Annotated in this window: 17 protein-coding genes; 6 read left to right on the plus strand and 11 right to left on the minus strand. The window is 72.2% G+C overall.

Translation table 11 applies throughout. The annotated features are described in order from the left end of the window. Positions 1–91: 91 nt before the first annotated feature. Complete coding sequence (locus KA711_15030; GenBank protein ID MCM0610279.1) at positions 92–463, minus strand: hypothetical protein; 372 nt, start codon at positions 461–463, stop codon at positions 92–94. A gap of 295 nt (positions 464–758) precedes the next feature. Then, entirely contained in the window at positions 759–1,838 is a 1,080-nt protein-coding gene (locus KA711_15035; GenBank protein MCM0610280.1) for an asparaginase, read from the minus strand. Positions 1,839–1,881: 43 nt separating this feature from the next. Between KA711_15035 and KA711_15040 the strand changes: the two genes are divergently transcribed. The 4 genes from KA711_15040 to KA711_15055 are packed head-to-tail and all read left to right on the plus strand — an operon-like array spanning position 1,882 to position 6,662. Then, positions 1,882–2,781 (plus strand): EamA family transporter, encoded by a 900-nt coding sequence (locus KA711_15040; protein MCM0610281.1) that lies wholly within the window; start codon positions 1,882–1,884, stop codon positions 2,779–2,781. 13 nt (positions 2,782–2,794) lie between these two features. Next, the gene (locus tag KA711_15045; GenBank protein MCM0610282.1) at positions 2,795–3,613 is read left to right on the plus strand and encodes a DUF429 domain-containing protein; all 819 of its coding nucleotides are present in this window, start codon (positions 2,795–2,797) and stop codon (positions 3,611–3,613) included. Positions 3,614–3,636: 23 nt separating this feature from the next. Beyond that, positions 3,637–6,141 carry a ligase-associated DNA damage response DEXH box helicase gene (locus KA711_15050; protein MCM0610283.1) on the plus strand — a complete coding sequence of 835 codons (2,505 nt, stop codon included), beginning with the start codon at positions 3,637–3,639 and terminating at the stop codon, positions 6,139–6,141. Continuing rightward, complete coding sequence (locus KA711_15055; protein ID MCM0610284.1) at positions 6,138–6,662, plus strand: thermonuclease family protein; 525 nt, start codon at positions 6,138–6,140, stop codon at positions 6,660–6,662. Before KA711_15050 ends, KA711_15055 begins: the two co-directional genes overlap by 4 nt. Before the next feature lie 89 nt (positions 6,663–6,751). Here the strand turns inward: KA711_15055 and KA711_15060 are convergent, their stop codons facing one another. The 8 genes from KA711_15060 to KA711_15095 form a co-directional block, all read right to left on the minus strand. Further along, a complete protein-coding gene (locus KA711_15060; GenBank protein ID MCM0610285.1) occupies positions 6,752–8,368 on the minus strand; it encodes an ABC transporter substrate-binding protein in 1,617 nt (538 codons plus the stop codon). Between the two features lie 111 nt (positions 8,369–8,479). Continuing rightward, a complete protein-coding gene (locus KA711_15065; GenBank protein MCM0610286.1) occupies positions 8,480–9,283 on the minus strand; it encodes a type 1 glutamine amidotransferase in 804 nt (267 codons plus the stop codon). Between the two features lie 19 nt (positions 9,284–9,302). After that, positions 9,303–10,313: an FHA domain-containing protein gene (locus KA711_15070; protein MCM0610287.1), complete on the minus strand. Its 1,011-nt coding sequence runs from the start codon at positions 10,311–10,313 to the stop codon at positions 9,303–9,305. Beyond that, entirely contained in the window at positions 10,310–11,713 is a 1,404-nt protein-coding gene (locus KA711_15075) for a trypsin-like peptidase domain-containing protein (GenBank protein MCM0610288.1), read from the minus strand. Before KA711_15075 ends, KA711_15070 begins: the two co-directional genes overlap by 4 nt. A gap of 52 nt (positions 11,714–11,765) precedes the next feature. Continuing rightward, positions 11,766–12,680, minus strand: coding sequence for an arginase (gene rocF, locus KA711_15080; GenBank protein MCM0610289.1), 915 nt, complete (start codon positions 12,678–12,680; stop codon positions 11,766–11,768). A 36-nt stretch (positions 12,681–12,716) separates the two neighbouring features. Further along, positions 12,717–13,634: a TIGR00730 family Rossman fold protein gene (locus KA711_15085; protein MCM0610290.1), complete on the minus strand. Its 918-nt coding sequence runs from the start codon at positions 13,632–13,634 to the stop codon at positions 12,717–12,719. Positions 13,635–13,719: 85 nt separating this feature from the next. Next, positions 13,720–15,156, minus strand: a complete 1,437-nt coding sequence (locus tag KA711_15090; protein MCM0610291.1) for a S41 family peptidase — start codon at positions 15,154–15,156, stop codon at positions 13,720–13,722. Positions 15,157–15,283: 127 nt separating this feature from the next. After that, on the minus strand, positions 15,284–16,384 hold the full coding sequence (locus KA711_15095; GenBank protein MCM0610292.1) for an ABC transporter ATP-binding protein: 1,101 nt from the start codon (positions 16,382–16,384) through the stop codon (positions 15,284–15,286). A gap of 79 nt (positions 16,385–16,463) precedes the next feature. Between KA711_15095 and KA711_15100 the strand changes: the two genes are divergently transcribed. Further along, the gene (locus tag KA711_15100; protein MCM0610293.1) at positions 16,464–18,089 is read left to right on the plus strand and encodes an iron ABC transporter permease; all 1,626 of its coding nucleotides are present in this window, start codon (positions 16,464–16,466) and stop codon (positions 18,087–18,089) included. Positions 18,090–18,116: 27 nt separating this feature from the next. Here KA711_15100 and KA711_15105 read toward each other — a convergent pair whose 3' ends face one another. Beyond that, entirely contained in the window at positions 18,117–18,548 is a 432-nt protein-coding gene (locus KA711_15105; protein MCM0610294.1) for a DUF1841 family protein, read from the minus strand. A gap of 47 nt (positions 18,549–18,595) precedes the next feature. Here KA711_15105 and KA711_15110 point away from each other — a divergent pair, with 47 nt between their 5' ends. After that, positions 18,596–19,186, plus strand: a complete 591-nt coding sequence (locus tag KA711_15110; GenBank protein MCM0610295.1) for a malonic semialdehyde reductase — start codon at positions 18,596–18,598, stop codon at positions 19,184–19,186. Positions 19,187–19,193 lie beyond the last annotated feature (7 nt).

Here is a 19,193-nt window from a genome sequence, read left to right on the forward strand (position 1 = left end):
CTAACGTGTTTTCGACAGCATAGCGAACTAGGTGCGTATGGCAAGAACTTGGTGCATGCACCCGGATATTGCCATAGGCACCAATGGGGGTTTACCCAGGAAGTTCTGCACGATACTTCAGCAGGCGAAGGCCTTTGGCGACCATATGTGGGATGAGCCAAAGCTTGTTCTTCGCGTCCCACGTGGCTCCGCAGGCGAGCAAGAGCGAGCGCATCGACTTGGTGCTGTCCGGAATGCGCAGGGCGATGAGCGAGCGGTTTCGGGTTGCTACGGGGGTCGTTTCCGCGAGCAGTTCCACGGTTGTGTAGCGGGTGAGGCCGTCGCCAGACATGCGGTGTCGGACGCAGACCAAGTTCTCGCCATGTCTCTTCGCAAAGCGCTTCGCGCCGTCCTGCTCCGGGCTGTAGGTCTTGGCAACTCGCAGTTGCTGGAGGGCCGCAGGTTCTTTCTTCACTGTTGGCATGCGCAGGTGTCTCCTGTGAGGCCTAACGTTCGAGCTGAGCTTCCCGCGTAGTCTTGCAGCGTAAGCCTGGTGTGCGAAGGTGCCGGAGGCGCCGCACAACAAGCTTAAGCTGCATGCCCTAGCGGATCAGATTGAGCGAATACGAAGGGACTTCCCCAATCCAGTAACGGTATCGGGGTGCCCAGAGTGACTCGTGGAAGTTCAATCTGCTCGGAAAGAGGGGAAGTCATGACGGAGATTACACGCAGTGCGTGCATGCGCCCATCACCTCGCGGATGCCTCCGGTCCGTTGGGGTCAGCTCCTGGGTGTCGGGTTGGCCAGGCTGGGTGGTGCGTCGGTTTGCTCGACTCCGCCCGTCCACCGCAGCCGCCCGACTTCGATGCCGTTCCAGTTGCGCACTGGGTGGTTGGCCAGCTCCTGCAGCAGGTCGGCTTCGGTGCTTTCCAGCGGCACCAGCGCCGCGATGGTGGCCGCCATCACCACCTCCACCGCGCGCGCGTTGTTGCCGTCGTCCATCTTGATGGCCACGCCCAGCCCCAACTCGGGGATGGCGGCGCAGTGCACGCCCTCGGCCCCCACCTTGCAGAACACGCGCGGGCCCAGCGCCTCCATCACACGGGTGTCGAAGCGCCCGCTGCCGGCCACCATGAAGGGCGCCGTCGCCACCGCCTCGCGCAGGCGCCTCGCCGCGCGGGCGTGGTCGGGCTGCAGGCCCACGCCCGTGGCCACGCGCGCAAAGGCGTGTGCCAGATGGCGCAGCGGGATGGCGTAGGTGGGGATGCTGCAGCCGTCGGTGCCGCACGCCGTGTGCGTCAGGTCGTAGCCGGTGGCGGCCTGCAGCGCGGCGGTCACCTCCCGCATCACCGGGTGCTCGGGCGCCACGTAGCCGCGCAGGAAGGCGCGCGCATCGGCGCCGCGCTCGGCCGCCATCAGGCAGCCCACGCAGACGAAGCCGCTGTGCTTGCCCGAGCAGTTGTTGTGCAGCGCGCTCGGCGCCTGGCCGCTGGCGGCCAACGCCTTGATCGACGCGTCGTGGTAGGGCCAATGCGTGCCGCACTCCAGCGCCATCGCGTCCACGCCGGCCTTGGCCAGCATGCCGGCCGCCGTGGCCGCGTGCGCGGGCTCGCCGCCGTGGCTGGCGCAGGCCAGGGCCAGTTCGGCATCGGTCAGGCCGTAGCGCTCGGCGGCGCCGCTGGCCACCAGCGGCAGGGCCTGCAGCACCTTGACGGCGCTGCGCGGGAAGATCGGGCGCTCGATGTCGCCCACGGCGGTGTGCACGGCGCCGTCGGCGTCGAGCACGGCGATGGCGCCGCGGTGCTGGCTTTCGACGATGCCGCCGCGCAGCGCGTGCACGAGAACCGGGTTCACTGTCATGCCAACGACTGTAGTGCGCCCGTGGCGCGGCCAGAATCGGGTCATGCCGCCCGCCGCGCTCGCGCTCGTGATCCTCGCCGCCGTGCTGCATGCCACCTGGAACATCGCCGCCAAACGCGCGTCGATGAAGGCCGGCGGCGATGACCGCTTCGTCTTCATCACCACGGCCCTCACCAGCGTGCTGTGGCTGCCGATGGGCCTGTGGTTCGGATGGCACGAAGTGCCGCGCTGGGGCTGGGCGGAGTGGGGTGTGGTGGGCGCCAGCGCCGCCGTGCACCTGCTGTACTTCCGCGCGCTCATCACGGGCTACCGCGTGGGCGACCTTACCGTGGTGTACCCCCTGGCGCGCGGCAGCGCGCCGCTGCTCACGGCCGCGGTGGCGGTGCTGCTGCTCGGCGAGACGCTGGGTCTGTCCGGCACGCTGGGCGTGCTTGCGGTGTGCGGCGGCGTGTTCCTGATCGCTGGCGGGCCGGCGCTCTTCACGCGGCTGCACACCGCCAGCGCCGAGCAGCGCCGCCGCACCGCCGCCGGCGTGCGCTGGGGGCTGATCACGGGCGCACTGATCGCCGGCTACTCGGTGGTCGACGGCTACGCCATCAAGGTGCTGCTGATCGGTCCGGTGGTGCTCGACTACCTGTGCAACCTGCTGCGCCTGCCGCTGCAGCTGCCGCTGCTGCTGCGCGACCGCGCCGGCATCAAGGCCGCCTGGCGGCTGCAGTGGCGCTGCGCGCTGGTGGTGAGCACGCTGGGGCCGTCGGCCTACATCTGCGTGTTGTACGCGCTGCAGATGGCGCCGCTCAGCCACGTGGCACCGGCGCGCGAGCTCAGCCTGCTGGTGGCCGCGCTCATCGGTGGCCGGCTGCTCGGTGAGGCCGACCGCGGCCTGCGCCTGGCCGGTGCGGCCTGCATCGCCGGGGGCGTGATGGCCCTGGCCTGGGGATGAACCCGTGACGACGATGTTGTGGGGCGTTGACTTCAGCAGCGCGCCCGGCCGCCGCAAGCCCATCGTGCGCGCGCGCGGCGAGCGGCAGGGCGCCGTCGTGCGGCTGCTGGGCTTGGACGAGATGCCCACGCTGGCCGCCTTCGAGGCCGCGCTGGCCGTGCCCGGCCCCTGGCTGGGCGCCTTCGACTTCCCCTTCGGCCTGCCGCGCGCCTTTGTGGACGCCCACGCGCTGGGTGCCGACGCCGCGGCCGTGGTGCAGGCCGTGCGCGCGCGCTGCGCCACGCGCAAGGACTTCCAGGCCCTGGTCGACAGCTGGGGCAATGGCCGGCCGCCGGGCCAGCGGCTCATCCACCGCGTCACGGACACGGCCATGACGGGCCTGAGTTCCTCGAGCCCGCTGCAGACACGCTACGTGCCCGTGGGCTTCATGTGGTTCGAGGGCTTTGCGCGGCTGGTGCAGGCGGGCGTGGCGCTGCCGGGCCTGCAGGCGCCGGTCGAGCAGGGCGAGGGCAGGCGCGTGGCGCTCGAAGGCTACCCGGGCCTGCTGGCCCACGAACTCATCGGCCGCACCAGCTACAAGAACAGCGAGGCGCCCGAGCGCCTGCTGGCGCGCAAGACCATCGTTGAGGCGCTGGAGCAGGGCCGCACGCGCCTGGGCCTGCGCCTGAAGCTCACGCCCGCGCAGGCCGGCGATCTGGTGGCCGACGCCAGCGGCGACCGGCTCGACGCCGTGCTCTGCCTGCTGCAGGCGGCCTGGGCACTGGAGCAGCCGCGCCACGGCCTGCCCGAGGGCCTGGACCCGGTCGAAGGCTGGATCGCCACCGCGGGCTGAACGCCGTGCGGAGCCACGCCCCCATGTCGCCCGACGAGTGGTTCGCCTCCCGCGGCTGGCAGCCCTTTGGCTTCCAGCGCGAGGTCTGGGCCGCCATGCCGCAGGGCCGCAGCGGCCTGCTGCACGCCACCACGGGCAGCGGCAAGACGCTGGCGGTGTGGATCGGCGCGCTGCTGCGCGCGCGGGCGCAGCGCGCTGCCGCGCCGGGGCTGCAGGTGCTGTGGATCACGCCCATGCGCGCGCTGGCCGCCGACACCACGCGTGCGCTGGCCGAACCCTTGGGCAGCCTGGCCCCGATGTGGCGCGTGGGCCAGCGCACCGGCGACACCCCCGCCGCCGAGCGTGCGCGCCAGGACCGCCGCATGCCCGAGGCCTTGGTGACCACGCCCGAGAGCCTGACGCTGCTGCTCACGCGCGAGCGTGCCGCGGCCGAGCTGGCCGGCATCCACACCGTCGTCGTCGACGAGTGGCACGAGCTCATCGGCAACAAGCGCGGCGTGCAGCTGCAGCTGGCGCTGGCGCGCCTGAAGCGTTTCAACCCCGGCCTCGTGGTCTGGGGGCTCAGCGCCACCCTGGGCAACCCGCAGGAGTCCATGGCCACACTGACGGGCCAGGCCGACGCCACGCTGGTGCGCGGCGTGCACGACAAGGCGCTGGTCATCGACACGCTGCTGCCCGCCGAGCCCGGCCGTTTCAGCTGGGGCGGCCACCTGGGCGCGCAGATGCTGGAGCCGGTGGTGCGCGAGATCGAGGGCAGCGGCACCACGCTCGTTTTCACCAACACGCGCAGCCAGGCCGAGACCTGGTACCAGCTGCTGCTGGACCAGCGGCCCGACTGGGCCGGGCTCGTGGCCCTGCACCACGGCAGCCTGGACAAGGCCGTGCGCGAGTGGGTCGAGGCCGGGCTCCGGCAGGGGCGGCTCAAGGCGGTGGTGGCCACCTCCAGCCTGGACCTGGGCGTGGACTTCCTGCCCGTGGAGCGTGTGCTGCAGATCGGCAGCGCCAAGGGCGTGGCGCGCCTGCTGCAGCGCGCCGGCCGCAGCGGCCACGCCCCCGGCCGCACCAGCCGTGTGACCCTGGTGCCCACCCACACGCTCGAGCTCGTGGAAGCCGCCGCCGCGCGCCGCGCCGCGCGGGCCGGCCGCGTGGAATGCCGCAGCAGCCCCGAGGCGCCGCTGGACGTGCTGGTGCAGCACATCGTCACGGTGGCGATCGGTGGTGATGAAGGCGGCGGCTTCGAGGCCGACGCCTTCTTCGACGAGGTGCGCTCGGCGCCCGCCTACCGCACGCTGCCGCGCGAGGCCTTCGACTGGGCCCTGGCCTTCTGCGAGCGCGGCGGCGACAGCCTCTCGGCCTACCCCGAGTACCACCGCATCGTGCAAGGCGCCGACGGCCGCTGGCGTGTGGCCGATGCATCCATCGCGCGCCGCCACAAGCTGATGGTCGGCACCATCGTGTCGGACGCGTCCATGGCCGTGAAGTGGGCCAGCGGCGCCGGGGCCGGCGCCACGCTGGGCCATGTGGAGGAGGGCTTCATCGCGCGCCTGAACAAGGGCGACTGCTTCGTCTTCGCCGGCCGTGTGCTGGAGTACGTGCGCACGCACGAGATGGCGGCGCTGGTGCGCGTGGCCAAGAAGTCCCGTGGGGTGGTGCCGGCCTGGGCCGGCGGCAAGATGCCGCTGTCCAGCGAGCTGGCCGACTCGGTGCAGGCCCTGCTCGACGGCGCGGCCGGCGGCGACTTCGCCGAGCCCGAGCTGCAGGCCGCGATGCCGATGCTGCAGGCGCAGGCGCGGCTGTCCAGGCTGCCGGTGCGCGACGCGCTGCTCGTGGAGCGCTACGACAGCCGCGAGGGCCACCACGTCTTTCTCTACCCCTTTGCCGGGCGCAACGTGCACATCGGCCTCGCGCAGCTGCTGGCCTGGCGGCTGGCGAACCGGGTGCGCGATGCCAGGCCGAACACCTTCTCCCTGAGCATCAACGACTACGGCCTGGAGATCGTGGCGGCCGCGCCGCTGCCCGAGGGTGCACTCGAAGACCCGGCGCTCTGGGCCACGGATGACCTGCTGCACGACGTGCTGGCCAGCCTCAACAGCGGGCAGTTGGCGCAGCGCCGCTTCCGCGAGATCGCGCGCGTGGCCGGGCTGGTGTTCGGCGGCTACCCGGGCGCACCCAAGAGCCTGCGCCAGCTGCAGGCTTCCAGCAGCCTGTTCTTCGAGGTCTTCCGCCAGTACGACGCCGGCAACCGGCTGCTCACGCAGGCGCGGGCCGAGGTGCTGGCGCAGGAGTTGGAGCTGTCGCGCCTGCAGGCCACGCTGACGCGGCTGCAGGCCTTGCCGCAGCAGCGGGTGCTGCTGGCCGCGCCGAGCCCGTTTGCATTGCCGCTGATGATCGAGCGGCTGCGCGAGCAGCTCAGCACCGAGAAGCTCAAGGACCGCCTCGAACGCCTGGTGGCCGCGGGCGAAGCGGCACTCGCCCGCCCGCTGGGCGGTGCCCGCGGGCAGCGGCGTTCCGCAGGATCGCGGGCGTGAAGCGCCTGGCCTGCCGTCCGCGTGCCGTGGCCCTGCTGGCCCTGGCCCTGGGCGGCGCCGCCGCGTCCGCCGCAGCCCAGGGCGGTCCCGCGCAGGCCGTTCAGGGGCTGGTGGTGGCCGTCACCGACGGCGACACGCTCCGGCTCCGCATGCCCGAGCGCAAGCCGGTGACCGTGCGGCTGCGCGACATCGACGCGCCCGAGATCTGCCAGCCCTGGGGCCCCGAGGCCAGGGCTGCGCTGGCGGCGTTGGCGCTCAACCAGCAGGCGATCCTGACCCCCGTGGCGCGCGACAGCTACGGCCGCGTGGTGGGCCGCGTGACGGTCGGCGGGATCGACCTCGGCACCCGCCTGGTGGAAGACGGCCATGCCTGGAGCACGCGCAGCCGCCAGGACCGCGGCCCGCTGCTGCAGCAGGAGCGAAAGGCCCGCGCCCTGGGCCGTGGCCTGCACCGGCAGCCGCCCGGGGCCGTGCCGCCCTGGGACTGGCGGCGCCACCAGGGGCCGTGCCCCAGGCCCTGAACCCCGCCCGCACGGGTACTCGGCGTCCGTCGCAGAGCTGCGGTCCGCTTCGCCGTCCAGGTCCGCGCAGGCGGACCTGGAGCCGCGGCTCAGCGCAAGCGCACCCAGCGCAGTTCGATGGTGTCGTTGGGCCACATCACCGTTTGCACCTTCTTGGTCATCGCCCAGCTGAGGGTGCGGCGGTACAGGGGGATGTAGGGCAGGTCGTCGGCCACCAGGCGCAGCACGGTGCTCACCATCGCGCGGCGGCGCGTCAGGTCGGGTTCGGTGCGCAAGGCGTCGATCAGCGCATCGACCTTGGGGTTGCTGTAGCGGCCGGCGTTGAAGCTGCCCAGGCCCGACTTGTCGTGCGTGCGGAACAGGCCGTTGAGCGAGTTCCAGGCGTCGGGCGTGGCCGTCCAGCCGTATTCGATGAAGCTGGCCGTGCCCTGCGTGAGCTTGGGAAAGAAGCTGCTGCTCGGGCTGCTGCGCAGCTGCGTCCGGATGCCCACCTGCGTGAGCATGGCGGCCATCGCCTGGCAGACGTTCTCGCGCCAGGTCACGTTCACGCAGTCGAGCGTGACGGAAAAGCCGTTGGGGTAGCCCGCCTCGCCCAGCAGCTGGCGGGCGCGGGCGGGGTCGTAGGGCAGCCGCCGGTCGAGTTCGGCCGGCGAGCCGTCGACCAGCGGGCTCAGCAGCGCGCCGGTGGGCTCGCCCTGGCCGCGCAGCACCTTGTCGATGATCAGCGGCATGTTCAGCGCGTGGTACACGGCACGGCGCACGCGCAGGTCGCGCCAGGGGTTGCGGCCCTTGACGTCGCTGTCGCGCAGCTCGGGGCTGGCCAGGTCGAAGGCCAGGTACTGCTGGCCGATGTCGGCCGTCTGCATCAGCGCGTAGCGGGCGTCGGCCTTCAGGCGCAGGATGTCCTGGTAGGGCGGATCCAGCACCAGGTCGACCTCACCCGAGGCCAGCGCCGCCAGCCGCGTGGCGTCGCTGCGCACGGTGACGAAGTGCACGGCGCCGAGATTGCCGCTGCGCCGATCGGCCCAGCCCCACCATGGCGGGTGGCGCTGCAGCTGCGTCCGCACGTCGGGCTCGTAGCGCAGCAGGCGCATCGGGCCGGTGCCGTTGGCGTGGCGCACGGCGTGGGTTTCCTGCTTGCCGTTGAAGTCCTGCGCGCGCTGCACGCCGTGGCGCTCGCTCCAGGCCCGGCTCATCATGCCGATGTACTGCAGCTTCTCGGGCAGCACGGCGTCGGGCGCCTCGAGCAGGATATCCATGGTGAGCGGGTCGACCTTGCGCGCGCCCGTCACGCCCTTGAGCTGGAACGCGCGTTGCGAGGGCGCGGCGATGGCCCGCTCGATCGAGAACACCGCGTCGTCGGCGGTGAAGGGCGTGCCGTCGTGGAACAGCACCCCCGGCCGCAGCCGCATGCGCCACACGGTGGGTTGCACGGGCTGCCACGACAGGGCCAGGCCCGGTTCGAGCCGGAAGCGCTCGTCGCGGTTGACGAGCGACTCGTAGACCTGGAACACCACGCGCGTGTGGTACAGCAGCGCGATGGCGTGCGGGTCCATGGTCTGCGGGTCAAACGCGGAGGCGATGCGCAGCGGCGCCTCGGCGGGCGTGAAGGGCTGCGCCCGGGCAGGCAACAGGGTGGGCAAGAGGGCCGCCAGCATGAGCGTCAGCCCAGCGGCCAGACCCAGGGGCAGGAAGCGGCGTTTCACGGTACCGACATTGTGTCCACGTCGCATGACGCCATGCGGTGACGGTTCTCGTGACAAACCATGACGGGACTCGCCCTTAAGCGAAATCCCTGAAGCGCTGTGTGTGCGTGTTCAGCGGGCCGCGCGGGCACGCAGGCAGGCGGCGAGGAAATCCTGCAGGATGGGCCCGTCGTCGAGGGTGTGCGGGTGCTCCGGGCCGTGGAACTCGGGGTGCCACTGCACCCCGGCCACGAAGGGCCCGGGTTCGACGCGGCGGATGGCCTCGACCATGCCGTCGTCAGGGCAGCGCGCCTCCACCACGAAGCCCGGCGCCAGCTGCTTGATGCCCTGGTGGTGGATGCTGTTGGTGGTGGCGCGCGGCACGCCGGGGTACAGGCCGGCGAGGTGGCTGCCGGGCACGAACTCGATGTCGTGGAAGTGGCGCTCGTAGCGGCCGGCGATGCGGTGCTCCACCGCATCGGGGCGCTGCGTGCCGATGTCCTGCCACAGGCTGCCGCCGAAGCACACGTTCAGCAATTGCAGGCCGCGGCAGATGCCGAACACGGGCTTGCCGGCGGCCACGAAGGCCTGCACCAGCGCCAGTTCGTAGGCGTCGCGCACGGGGTCGCCGGCCCAGTCAGGGTGCAGCGGCTGCTCGCCGTAATGCGCGGGCGCCAGGTCGTTGCCACCCTGCAGCACCAGGCCGTCGAGCACGGCGGCATAGTGGGCGAGGTCGATGTCGCTGCGCACGACGAGGCTGCCGCTGCTGACGGCCGGAATCATCACCGCCACCGCCCCGCCCGACAGCACCCAGTGCGCGACGCTCTGCTCCAGGTAGTGCAGCGTCTTCGTCCAGACGCCGGGCAGCTCGACGCCGGCCGAGCCGGGGGTGTAGATGCGGGCCGACAGGCCAATGAGCAGCGGGCGGGTGTTCATGGGGGCGGGTGCGGGTGGGCTATTCGTCGCCGTCGTCGTCGGGCGGCTCTTCGTCGCGGGCCTTCTGCACGCGCCGGGCCAGCTGCTCGGCCAGCGGCGCAAGATCGGCGGCCAACGCCTCGGCTGGCGCGGGTGCGCGCCACAGCATCGACGGCATCGGCAGCGTGCTCATGTAGGGCGGCCGGCTCCAGCGGTCGACGCTGCGCCAACTGGCATGGACGGCCACCGCCGCGCCGGCCACTGCCGCCGCGCCCACGAAGGCCGCGACGGCCCGGCGCGCCTGCGGCAGCACCCGCGCCAGGTGGCGGAACAGCAGCCACAGCAGGGCTGCCAGCTGCAGCGGGCCCAGCAGGCGCCACAGCAGGGGCAGGTCCAGCGCCGCGGCCAGCGGCGGCAGGACGGCGTCCAGCACTTCGACGCCCAGCGCCACGGGCAGCGCCAGCCGCAGGTGGGCGGCGAACTCGAAGCGGTGCTGGAACAGCTTGGAGGCCAACGCCCAGAGCCCCGCCCACAAACCCAGCGCCAGCGGCAGGCCGGCCACCAGCGGCAGCCAGTCGCCCAGCTCGGAGCCCGGGTCCAGGCTCAGCCCGTGCTTGGTCAGCGTCAGCCCGGCCAGCGCCAGGGCCACCCCGACCATCGGCCACGTGCCCTCGGCGCGGCTGGCCGCCAGCGGCTGCTCGGCCGCCAGCGTCTCGGCGGGCGTTCGCAGGCGCAGCGTCAGGCCGCCGAGCTGCCAGGTGGCGCCGCCGGCCGGCACCGCCACGCGCTCGCCACGCGCGTGGCGCACGCGGCCCTGCCGCACGCCGTTGGCGGTGTCTCCCACTTCGAGCGTCAGCCCGCCATCATCGGACTGGCTCAGCGTGGCGTGCAGCGGGGCCACGTGCGGGTCGTCGAGCACCACGTCGGCGGCCAGTGAGCGGCCCAGCGTCAGCGGCCAGCGCTGCACGTCGAGCGTCTGCGCGACACGGCCGTCGCGGCCGATCACCTCGAGCAGGGCCAGGCGGGGCGTGGTGCCCGGGATGGCGCTCACCGCGGCACCTGCGCGGCTGCGGCGCTGCGGCCGAAGCCGGCCAGGTAGTGCCGCGTCAGCTGTTCGGCGCCGGCCACGCCCACGCCAACCGCATCGAGCCGCCCCTGCACGCCCACGGTGCGGCCGTCGAGCGTGGCCACCAGCACCATCAGGTCGTGCAGGCCGGGCAGCTTCTTGTAGGCGCGCAGGCACACCACGGCACGCATCGGCAGCGCCGGCTCCACCTTGGCCGTGGTGGCGCCCTCCGCACCCGGAGGCGGCGTGATGGTGCGCTCGCGGCATTGCGCGGCGGTGCGCTGGCGGTCGTCGGGGCCGACGGTCTCGTTGCCGAAGCTGTCGCTGTGGCGCTCGGCGAAACGCCAGGCACCGATGCGGCTGCCATCGTAGGCCTCGTGGCGCACGGTGATGTAGCCGGTGAGCAGCCGCCCGGCCACGAACACGCGGCTGTCCATCTCGCAGTCGCTGCGTTCGAACTGCAGGCCGCGCGACTGTGGCGGTGAGCTTCGCCCCCAGCAGCGCATCCAGGTCTCCTGCGGCACCGGGATGCGGTAGACGGGGTGGCCGGCGTTGCGCCAGGGCTGGGCGACGAAGGCCGAGACCAGCCGAGCCTCGTGCTCGCGCAACTGGCGCGCCACCTCGTCCCAGGCCGGCGTGGTGACGGGTGCGGCGCCGCGCCCGCGCGTGATGAGGCTGCGCACGGGGTCGGCAGGCACGAGGAAGCTCACCTGCTCGCCATCGCGCCGCGCCGCGACGTTCACGCCCACCAGCCGGCCGGCGTCGTCGAGCGCCGGGCCGCCGCTCATGCCCGCCGACAGGCTGCCGCCAAAGAACAGCGTGGCCAGGAAGCTGCGTTCCACCGGGCCGTTGAAGCTGCCCTCGGCCACGGCGAAGCCCACGTCCAGCGGGTTGCCCATGCTGAAGATGCGCGCGCCGCGCGGGAGCGGCAACCCGGCCGGGCGGAGAGAGACGGCGCCGCGGCCGGCCAGCGGGGCCGGATCCACCGGCCTGAGCAGCGCCAGGTCGTGCACCACGTCGAAGGCCAGCAGCTGCAGCGCGCCCTGGCGGCCGTCGACCGTGGCGTAGACCAGCCGGTGCTGCGACGGCCGCAGCGCGTACTGGCTGATCACGTGGTAGTTGGTGACGAGGTGGCCGGCGTCGTCGACCAGGAAGCCCGAGCCCACGGAGCTCTGGCTGTCCTGAGTCTTGAGCAGCGTGCGCACCTGCAGCAGCTGCGGGCGGATGCGCTCGTAGATGCGCTGCGCGGTGGCGGTGGGGCCTTCGGGCTCGGCTGCGTCGGCCTTGGGTGCGGGGCGGGCCTGCCCATGGGCGGCGGCCGCCAGGCCCAGCGCCACGGCCAGGGCCGCCAGCAGGCGGGCCAGGGCGCGTGCGGTCAAGGGCATGCGGGCATCTTAGCCCCGCCAGCACTTGTCGAAGGCGTGTCGATGGAAAGCATCACACGCGCATCAGCGTGCTCTTGCCGAACAGGCTTTCCACCAGGTCCACCGCCAGCGCCGCAGTCTTGTTGCGCACGTCCAGGGCCGGGTTCAGTTCCATGATGTCCAGGCTGGCCAGGCGGCCGGTGTCGGCGATCATCTCCATGCAGAGCTGGGCCTCGCGGTAGCTGGGGCCGCCCGGCACCGTGGTGCCGACGCCGGGCGCGATCTCGGGGTCGAGGAAGTCGACATCGAAGCTCACGTGCAGGTGCGTGTTCGCATCCAGCGTGGCCAGCGCCAGCTCCATGGTGTGGCGCATGCCCATCTCGTCGATGAAGCGCATGTCGAAGACCTCCAGGCCCACCTCGTGCACGAAGCGCTTCTCGCCTGGGTCGACGCTGCGGATGCCGATCTGGCGCAGGGCCTTGGGGTTGAGCGCCGGCACCGTGCCGCCGATCTCGATGAGCGCCTGCGGCCCGTGCCCGCACAGGCAGGCCACGGGCATGCCGTGGAGGTTGCCGCTGGGCGTCAGCACGCGGGTGTTGAAGTCGGCATGGGCGTCGAGCCAGAGCACGCGCAGCTTCCTGCCCGACTCGCGGCAATGGCGCGCCACGGCGCTGATGCTGCCCAGGCCCAGGCAGTGGTCACCGCCCAGAAGGATGGGCAGCTGGCCACGCCGCAGCTCGGCGAGCACCGCCTCGTGCACGGCGCGGTTCCAGGCCACCACCTCGGGCAGGTGGCGGTAGCCGTCCACCGGCGGCAGCCAGGGGTTGGGCGGGCCGGCCAGGTTGCCGAGGTCCTGCACCTGCAGGCCGTGGGCCTCGAGCGCGGCCTGCAGGCCGGCCACGCGCAAGGCCTCGGGGCCCATGCGGGCGCCGCGCGCCCCGGCACCGATGTCCGTGGGCGCGCCGATCAGGGAGACGAGGCGATTCATGGCCGCGATGCTATCGGGGCGGCCATCGGCGCGGTGTCAGACGTCTTCCGCGAATGCGCCGCCTTCTGTCGCCGGCAGGTCAAAGCCATAGCACCGGGCCAGCACGTCCCAGGCTTCCTCGGCGCTCTCGACATAGCAGAACAGCTGCAGGTCGTGAGCCGCGATCATGCCGGTGTCCACCAGGTGCTGGAAGTCGATGAGCCGCTCCCAGAAGGCGCGGCCGAACAGCAGGATGGGGCGCTTGCGGCTTTTGCCGTTCTGCACCAGCGTGAGCGTCTCGAACAGCTCGTCCAGCGTGCCGAAGCCACCCGGGAAGCACACCAGCGCGATGCTGCGCATCACGAAGTGCATCTTGCGCATGGCGAAGTAGTGGAACTGGAAGCACAGCTCTGGCGTGATGTAGGGGTTGGGCGCCTGCTCGTGCGGCAGCACGATGTTCAGGCCGATGCTCTTGCCGCCGGCCTCGAAGGCGCCGCGGTTGCCCGCTTCCATGATGCCGGGGCCGCCCCCGGTGACCACGAACAGCGGCGTCGCGAGCTCGCGGCTCTTGGTCGTGGCGATGGCGGCGAAGCGGCGCGCCTCGTCGTAGTAGCGGCTCAGTTCGAGGGCCTGGCGGGCGCGCGCCAGCGCCTGGGCGTCGTCACTGGCTTCGGCTTCCGCGAGCCGCTGCGCGGCCCGCTCTGGCGCCTGGATGCGCGCGCTGCCGAAGATCACGATGGTGCTTTCGACGCCCTGTTCGTCCTGCACGAGCTCCGGCTTGAGCAGTTCCAGCTGCATGCGCACGGGGCGCAGTTCCTCGCGCAGCAGGAACTCCGTGTCGATGAAGGCCAGGCGGTAGGCGCTGCCGGGGCCGGCGTAGCGCTCGGCCTGCGGCACGGCGGCGGCGTCTTCCTGGGCGCTCGGGAAGTTGCGCGCGGTGAGCTCGGGATTCGGCGGGGGCTTGGCGGGGTTCATTGCGGCGAGCATACGCGCGCCCCATGGTGGCGCGGTCCCGCAAAAAGGCCCGCCGAAGCGGGCCTGGGCATCGTGGACCGACCGCTTACTTGCCGGCCGGCGCCTCGGCGCGCCGCTCGGTGGCCGTCTTGCTGGCCACCACGGGCAGGCCGCGCAGCTGGTTCAGGGCCTGGCGCAGCGGCCAGTCTTCGGCGCTGCCGAATTCCGGCAGCGGCTTGGGCGGTTCCTTGCTCTTGGCCAGCTGCTCCTCGAGGCGGGTGCGGGCATCCTCCCGGGCCTTGTCGCGCGCCGGGTCCTTCTTCTCGTCGGCGCCTTCCAGGTGCTTGGCCAGGTCGGCCTCGCGCATGCGCAGCGCGGCGAACACATTGCCCTCTGCAGTTTCGTCCAGGAAGACGTCGGGTGTGATGCCTTTGGCCTGGATGGCCCGGCCGGCCGGCGTGTAGTAGCGCGCGGTGGTGATCTTCAGCGCCGTCTCGCCGGGCAGCGGGCGGATGGTCTGCACCGAGCCCTTGCCGAAGGTCTGCGCACCCATGAGCGTGGCGCGCTTGTGGTCCTGCAGCGCGCCGGCCACGATCTCGCTGGCCGAGGCCGAGCCCTCGTTGACCAGCACCACCAGCGGCACCGTCTTCAGCGCCGCCGGCAGCCGCTTGAGCGGATCGGCACCGCCGCGGCGCACGTAGTCGGCCGGCGTGGCGCGGAAGCTCATGCGCGACTCGGGCATCTGGCCGTTGGTGCTGACCACCACCAGGTTCTCGGGCAGGAAGGCGGCCGAGACCGCGATGCTGGCGTCGAGCAGGCCGCCCGGGTCGTTGCGCAGATCCAGCACCAGGCCCTTGAGCTTGGGATCCTGCTTGTACAGCTCCTCGACCTTGCGCACGAAGTCATCGACGGTGCGGTCCTGGAACTGGCTGATGCGGATCCAGCCGTAGCCGGGCTCGGCCATGCGAGCCCGCACGCTCTGCATGCGGACCTCCTCGCGCACGATGCTCACCGGGAAGCTGCGGTTCTCGTCCTTGCGGAACACCTGCAGCTGCACCTTGGTGGCGGGCTCGCCGCGCATGCGCTTGACCGCCTGATCCACCGTCAGCCCCTTGACCGGGGTGTCGTCGATGCGGGTGATGAGGTCGCCGGTCTTCAGGCCGGCGCGAAACGCGGGCGAGCCTTCGATGGGCGAGACGACCTTGACCAGGCCGTCTTCCATCGTCATCTCGATGCCGATGCCGACAAAGCGGCCGCCGGTGTTCTCGCGGAACTCCCGGAAGGACTTCTGGTCGAGGTACTGCGAGTGCGGGTCAAGGCCCGAGACCATGCCCGAGATGGCGTCGGAGATGAGCTTCTTCTCGTCGACCGGCTCCACATACTCGGCCTTGATGCGGTCGAACACCGCCGCCAGTTGCTGCAGCTCGGCCACGGGCAGCGGCGCGAAGGCGCTGCGCGCCACGGCCGAGATCTGCATGGTCATCAAGGCGCCGGCCAGGGCGCCCAGGGCCAGCAGGCCGGCGATCTTGAACTTGGAGCCCATGCGGAGTGGCCTTTCGGGAGAGGGCACGCGGGTTGCTTGCAGTATAGGTGCGCGGGGTCGGGCGCAAAGTCTTGGAGTGACGAAGACAGACCCGGGTTCCCGGGTCGATTCCGCGCCGCAGGCCTCTTCAGTCGGCGCCGTGGGCGCCCGCCGGCTCGCGCGGGAAGGTCACGACGTGGTCGACCTCGGCGCGAATGCCGATCCATTCGCCCACATGGTGGTCATGGTGGCTGGGCACATGGGCCATCACGCGCTGGCCGCCCTGCAGCCGCAGCGTCAGCAGGAACTCGCTGCCGCGGAAGGCCTTGCTCTCGATCAGGGCGCGCACGGGCGAGGCGTCGTCGTGGACGATGTCGTCGGCCCGCAGCAGCACGTCGCACTCGCCGGCTGGGCTGAAGGCCTCGGGCAGCGGGCAACCGGCGACGTCGTCGAGCTCGCCCACCGGCGTGTGCACGCAGGGGCCGTGCGCGCAGGCGACGATCTGGGCCGGCGCGAACACGCCGTGGCCGATGAAGCGCGCCACGAAGCGGCTGGCCGGGCGGTGGTAGAGCGTGTAGGCGTCGTCCCACTGCTCCAGCCGGCCGCGGTTCATGACGCCGATCACATCGCCCACGGCAAAGGCCTCGAGCTGGTCGTGCGTGACGAGCAGCGCGGTGGTCTCGCTGTCCTTGAGGATCTGCCGCACCTCCTGCGCCAGGCGCTCGCGCAGGTCGACGTCGAGGCTGGAGAAGGGCTCGTCGAGCAGCAGCAGCCGCGGGCCCGGTGCCAGTGCCCGCGCCAGCGCCACGCGCTGCTGCTGGCCGCCCGAGAGCTGGTGCGGCGCGCGCCTGGCCGCATGCGCCAGGCCCACCAGGTCGAGCATGCGCTGCACGCGCCCCTCGCGCTCGGCGCGCGGTTGCGCGGCGATGCCGAAGGCCACGTTGTCGGCCACACTGAGGTGCGGGAACAGGGCGTAGTCCTGGAAGACCATGCCGATGCGGCGGCGCTCGGGCGCCCGGTGCAGGCCTGCCGCGGCGTCGGACAGCGTCTCGCCGTCGATGGCGATGCGGCCGCCGTCCAGCCGCTCCAGGCCGGCCACGGCGCGCAGCAGCGAGGTCTTGCCGCAGCCCGACGGGCCGATGAGCACCCCGATCTGCCCGGCCTGCAGGCCCAGCGTCACGCCGTCCACCGCGGCGCGGGTGGCGCCGCGGGCGTAACGGACCGAGACGTCGTCGAGGGACAGGAACATGCCCCCCATCATAATGCCGTGCCCGCGAATGAGGATTGTTCTCATTTCCGTCCTGGTTTCCGGCCGCCCACTGCTCCCGATGCCCCTTCTGCGCCCCACGCTGCTGATCGCCTGCCTGCTGCTGGCCGTGCCGGTGCTGGGCGTGCTGGGCGCCTGGTTGGCGCTCGACGCTGCGGCGCTGGCGGTGTTGCGCCACCAGTGGGACACGGTGCTGCCGGGCTACGCCGCGCAGTCGCTGCTGCTGGCGCTGGGTGTGGGCCTGGGCGTGATGGTTCTGGGCAGCGCGACCGCGGCGGCGGTGACGCTGTTCGATTTTCCGGGCCGCCGCGTCTTTGAGTGGGCGCTGCTGCTGCCGCTGGCCATGCCGGCCTACGTGCTGGCCTACGCCTGGACCGACGCGCTGCAGTTCAGCAGCCCGCTGCACACCGCGCTGCGCGAGGCGCTGGGCGTGCACCGCGCGCTCTGGCCCGACGTGCGCAGCCTGCCGTTCGCGACTGTGCTGTTCGTGCTGTGCCTGTATCCCTATGTCTACCTGCTCACCCGGGCGGCCCTGGGCGAGCGTGCGGTGCGCATGATGGAAGCGGCCCGGCTCCTGGGCGCGCCGATGCGCCGCCGCGTGCTCGAGGTGGCGCTGCCGATGGCCCGCCCGGCGGTGGCCGCCGGCACGCTGCTGGCGCTGATGGAAACGCTGGCCGACTACGGCGTCGGCGCCTATTTCGGCCTCACCACCTTCTCCACCGGCATCTACAAGGCCTGGTTGGTGATGAACGACCGCGTGGCGGCGGCGCAGCTGGCGTCGATCCTGCTGCTGGTGGTGGCGGCGCTGCTGCTGGCCGAGCGTGCGGCGCAGCGGCGGATGCGTTTTGTCGGCAGCCAGACAGCGGCTCAGGGCAGCGAGGCCAGGCCGCTGCAGCTGCAGGGCGCGGCGGCGCTGGCGGCCATCGCGCTGTGCGCGCTGCCGGTGCTGCTGGGCTTCGTGCTGCCGGTGCTGTGGCTGGGCCATGGGGTCTGGAGCGAGTGGCGCCACGGCGAGTTCGGCCTGCCCTGGGAGCGCTTCTGGCAATGGAGCCGCGCCAGCTTCCAGCTCGCAGCCCTCGCGGCCGTGGCGGCCACGGCGCTGGCGCTGGCGCTGGCCTTCGTGCTGCGTGGCGGCGCACACGGCCTGCTCGGTCGGCTGCTGGCCGCGGCAGCGCGTGTGCTTTCGCTGGGGTATGCGGTGCCCGGGGCCGTCATCGCCGTGGGCATCCTGCTGCCCGTGGGCTGGCTGCAGCAGCGCTGGCCCGAGGCCGGCACGACGGCCGTCATCACCGGCACGGTGCTGGGCCTGCTGTACGCCTACCTGGTGCGCTTTTCGGCGGTGGCGCTGCAGTCGGTGGAGGCCGGTTACGCCCGCGTGCCGCTGTCGGTGGACGAGACGGCGCGCATGCTGGGCAGCGCGCCCGGCCGCACCTTTGTGGCCCTGCACCTGCCGCTGCTCAAGCGCTCGGCCGGTGCGGCGGCGCTGCTGGTGTTCGTGGACGTGATGAAGGAGCTGCCCGCCACGCTGGTGCTGCGGCCCTTCGGCAGCGACACGCTCGCCGTGGTGGCCTACAACCTGGCGCGCGACGAGCGCCTGGCCGAGGCCGCGCTGCCCTCGCTGGCCATCGTGGCCGTGGGGCTCTTGCCGGTGATCTTGCTCAGCCGTGCGCTGCGCCGAGAAGACTGAACCGACGGCCGCCCGCCGCCCGCACCATCATCTGGTGGCCCGCTGGCGCACCGCCTCGAGGTAGGCCTGGCCGTCGGGCGGCCGGCCGCTGCGCTGGCTGGCCCAGATCATCTCGCCCAGGCAGTCCATCACGGCGTGCTGGGCCTCGTGCAGGCTGCCTCTGCGCGCGGCCAGCAGTTCCACGGCCTGGCGGATGCCGGTGGGCTGGTCGATCGCCACCTGCTCGTCGATGCTCAGGTGCATGCTCAAGTGCAGGAACGGGTTGGTTCGGCCGTCCTCCACCGTGTAGACGGCCGCCAGCGCCGCGGCCTCGTCGGCCAGCTCGGCGTGGTACTCCGGGTGCTGCTCAATCCAGCGCGCGGCCATGGCCTGCATGGGCTCCAGGGGCAGGCCGGCACGCCAGCGGGCGTGGGCGCCGCAAAAGAATCGCCGCACGTCGTTCTGTGAGGGCTGGAACATCCCAGAATTCTCGCCTTGCCCGCCGCCGGGCGCCTGCCACCGACCCCATGACCGCCGTCCGCACCGTCACCACCGCCCAGCTCTTCACCGAGGCGCGCACCGCCATCGGCTACAGGCCCGACCCCGTGCCCGATTCGCTGTTGCACGAGCTGTATGGGCTGCTGAAGTGGGGCCCGACCTCGGCCAACGCCAGCCCGGCGCGCTTTGTGTTCGTGCGCACGCCCGAGGGCAAGGCGCGGCTCCAGGCCTGCATGAACGAGGGCAGCAACCGCCGGAAGGTCGGCGAGGCCCCGGTCACGGCCATCGTGGGCATGGACCTGGCTTTTCATGAGAAGCTGCCGCAGCTGTTCCCGCACGCCGATGCGCGGGCCTGGTTCGAGGGCCAGCCGGCGCTGATCGAGGCCACGGCCCTGCGCAATGCCAGCCTGCAGGGCGCCTATCTGATGCTGGCGGCACGCGCGCTGGGCCTGGACTGCGGGCCGATGAGCGGCTTCGACCAGGCGGCGACAGACTCCACCTTCTGGGCGGGCACCCGCGTGCGCACGAACTTCGTCTGCACCCTGGGCTACGGCGACGCCACCCGGCTGTTCCCGCGCGGGCCGCGGCTGGCCTTTGACGAGGCCTGCGCGCTGGCCTGAAGCTGCG

This window comes from Ideonella sp. WA131b, from assembly GCA_023657425.1.
Taxonomy (GTDB): Bacteria; Pseudomonadota; Gammaproteobacteria; order Burkholderiales; family Burkholderiaceae_C; genus Rubrivivax.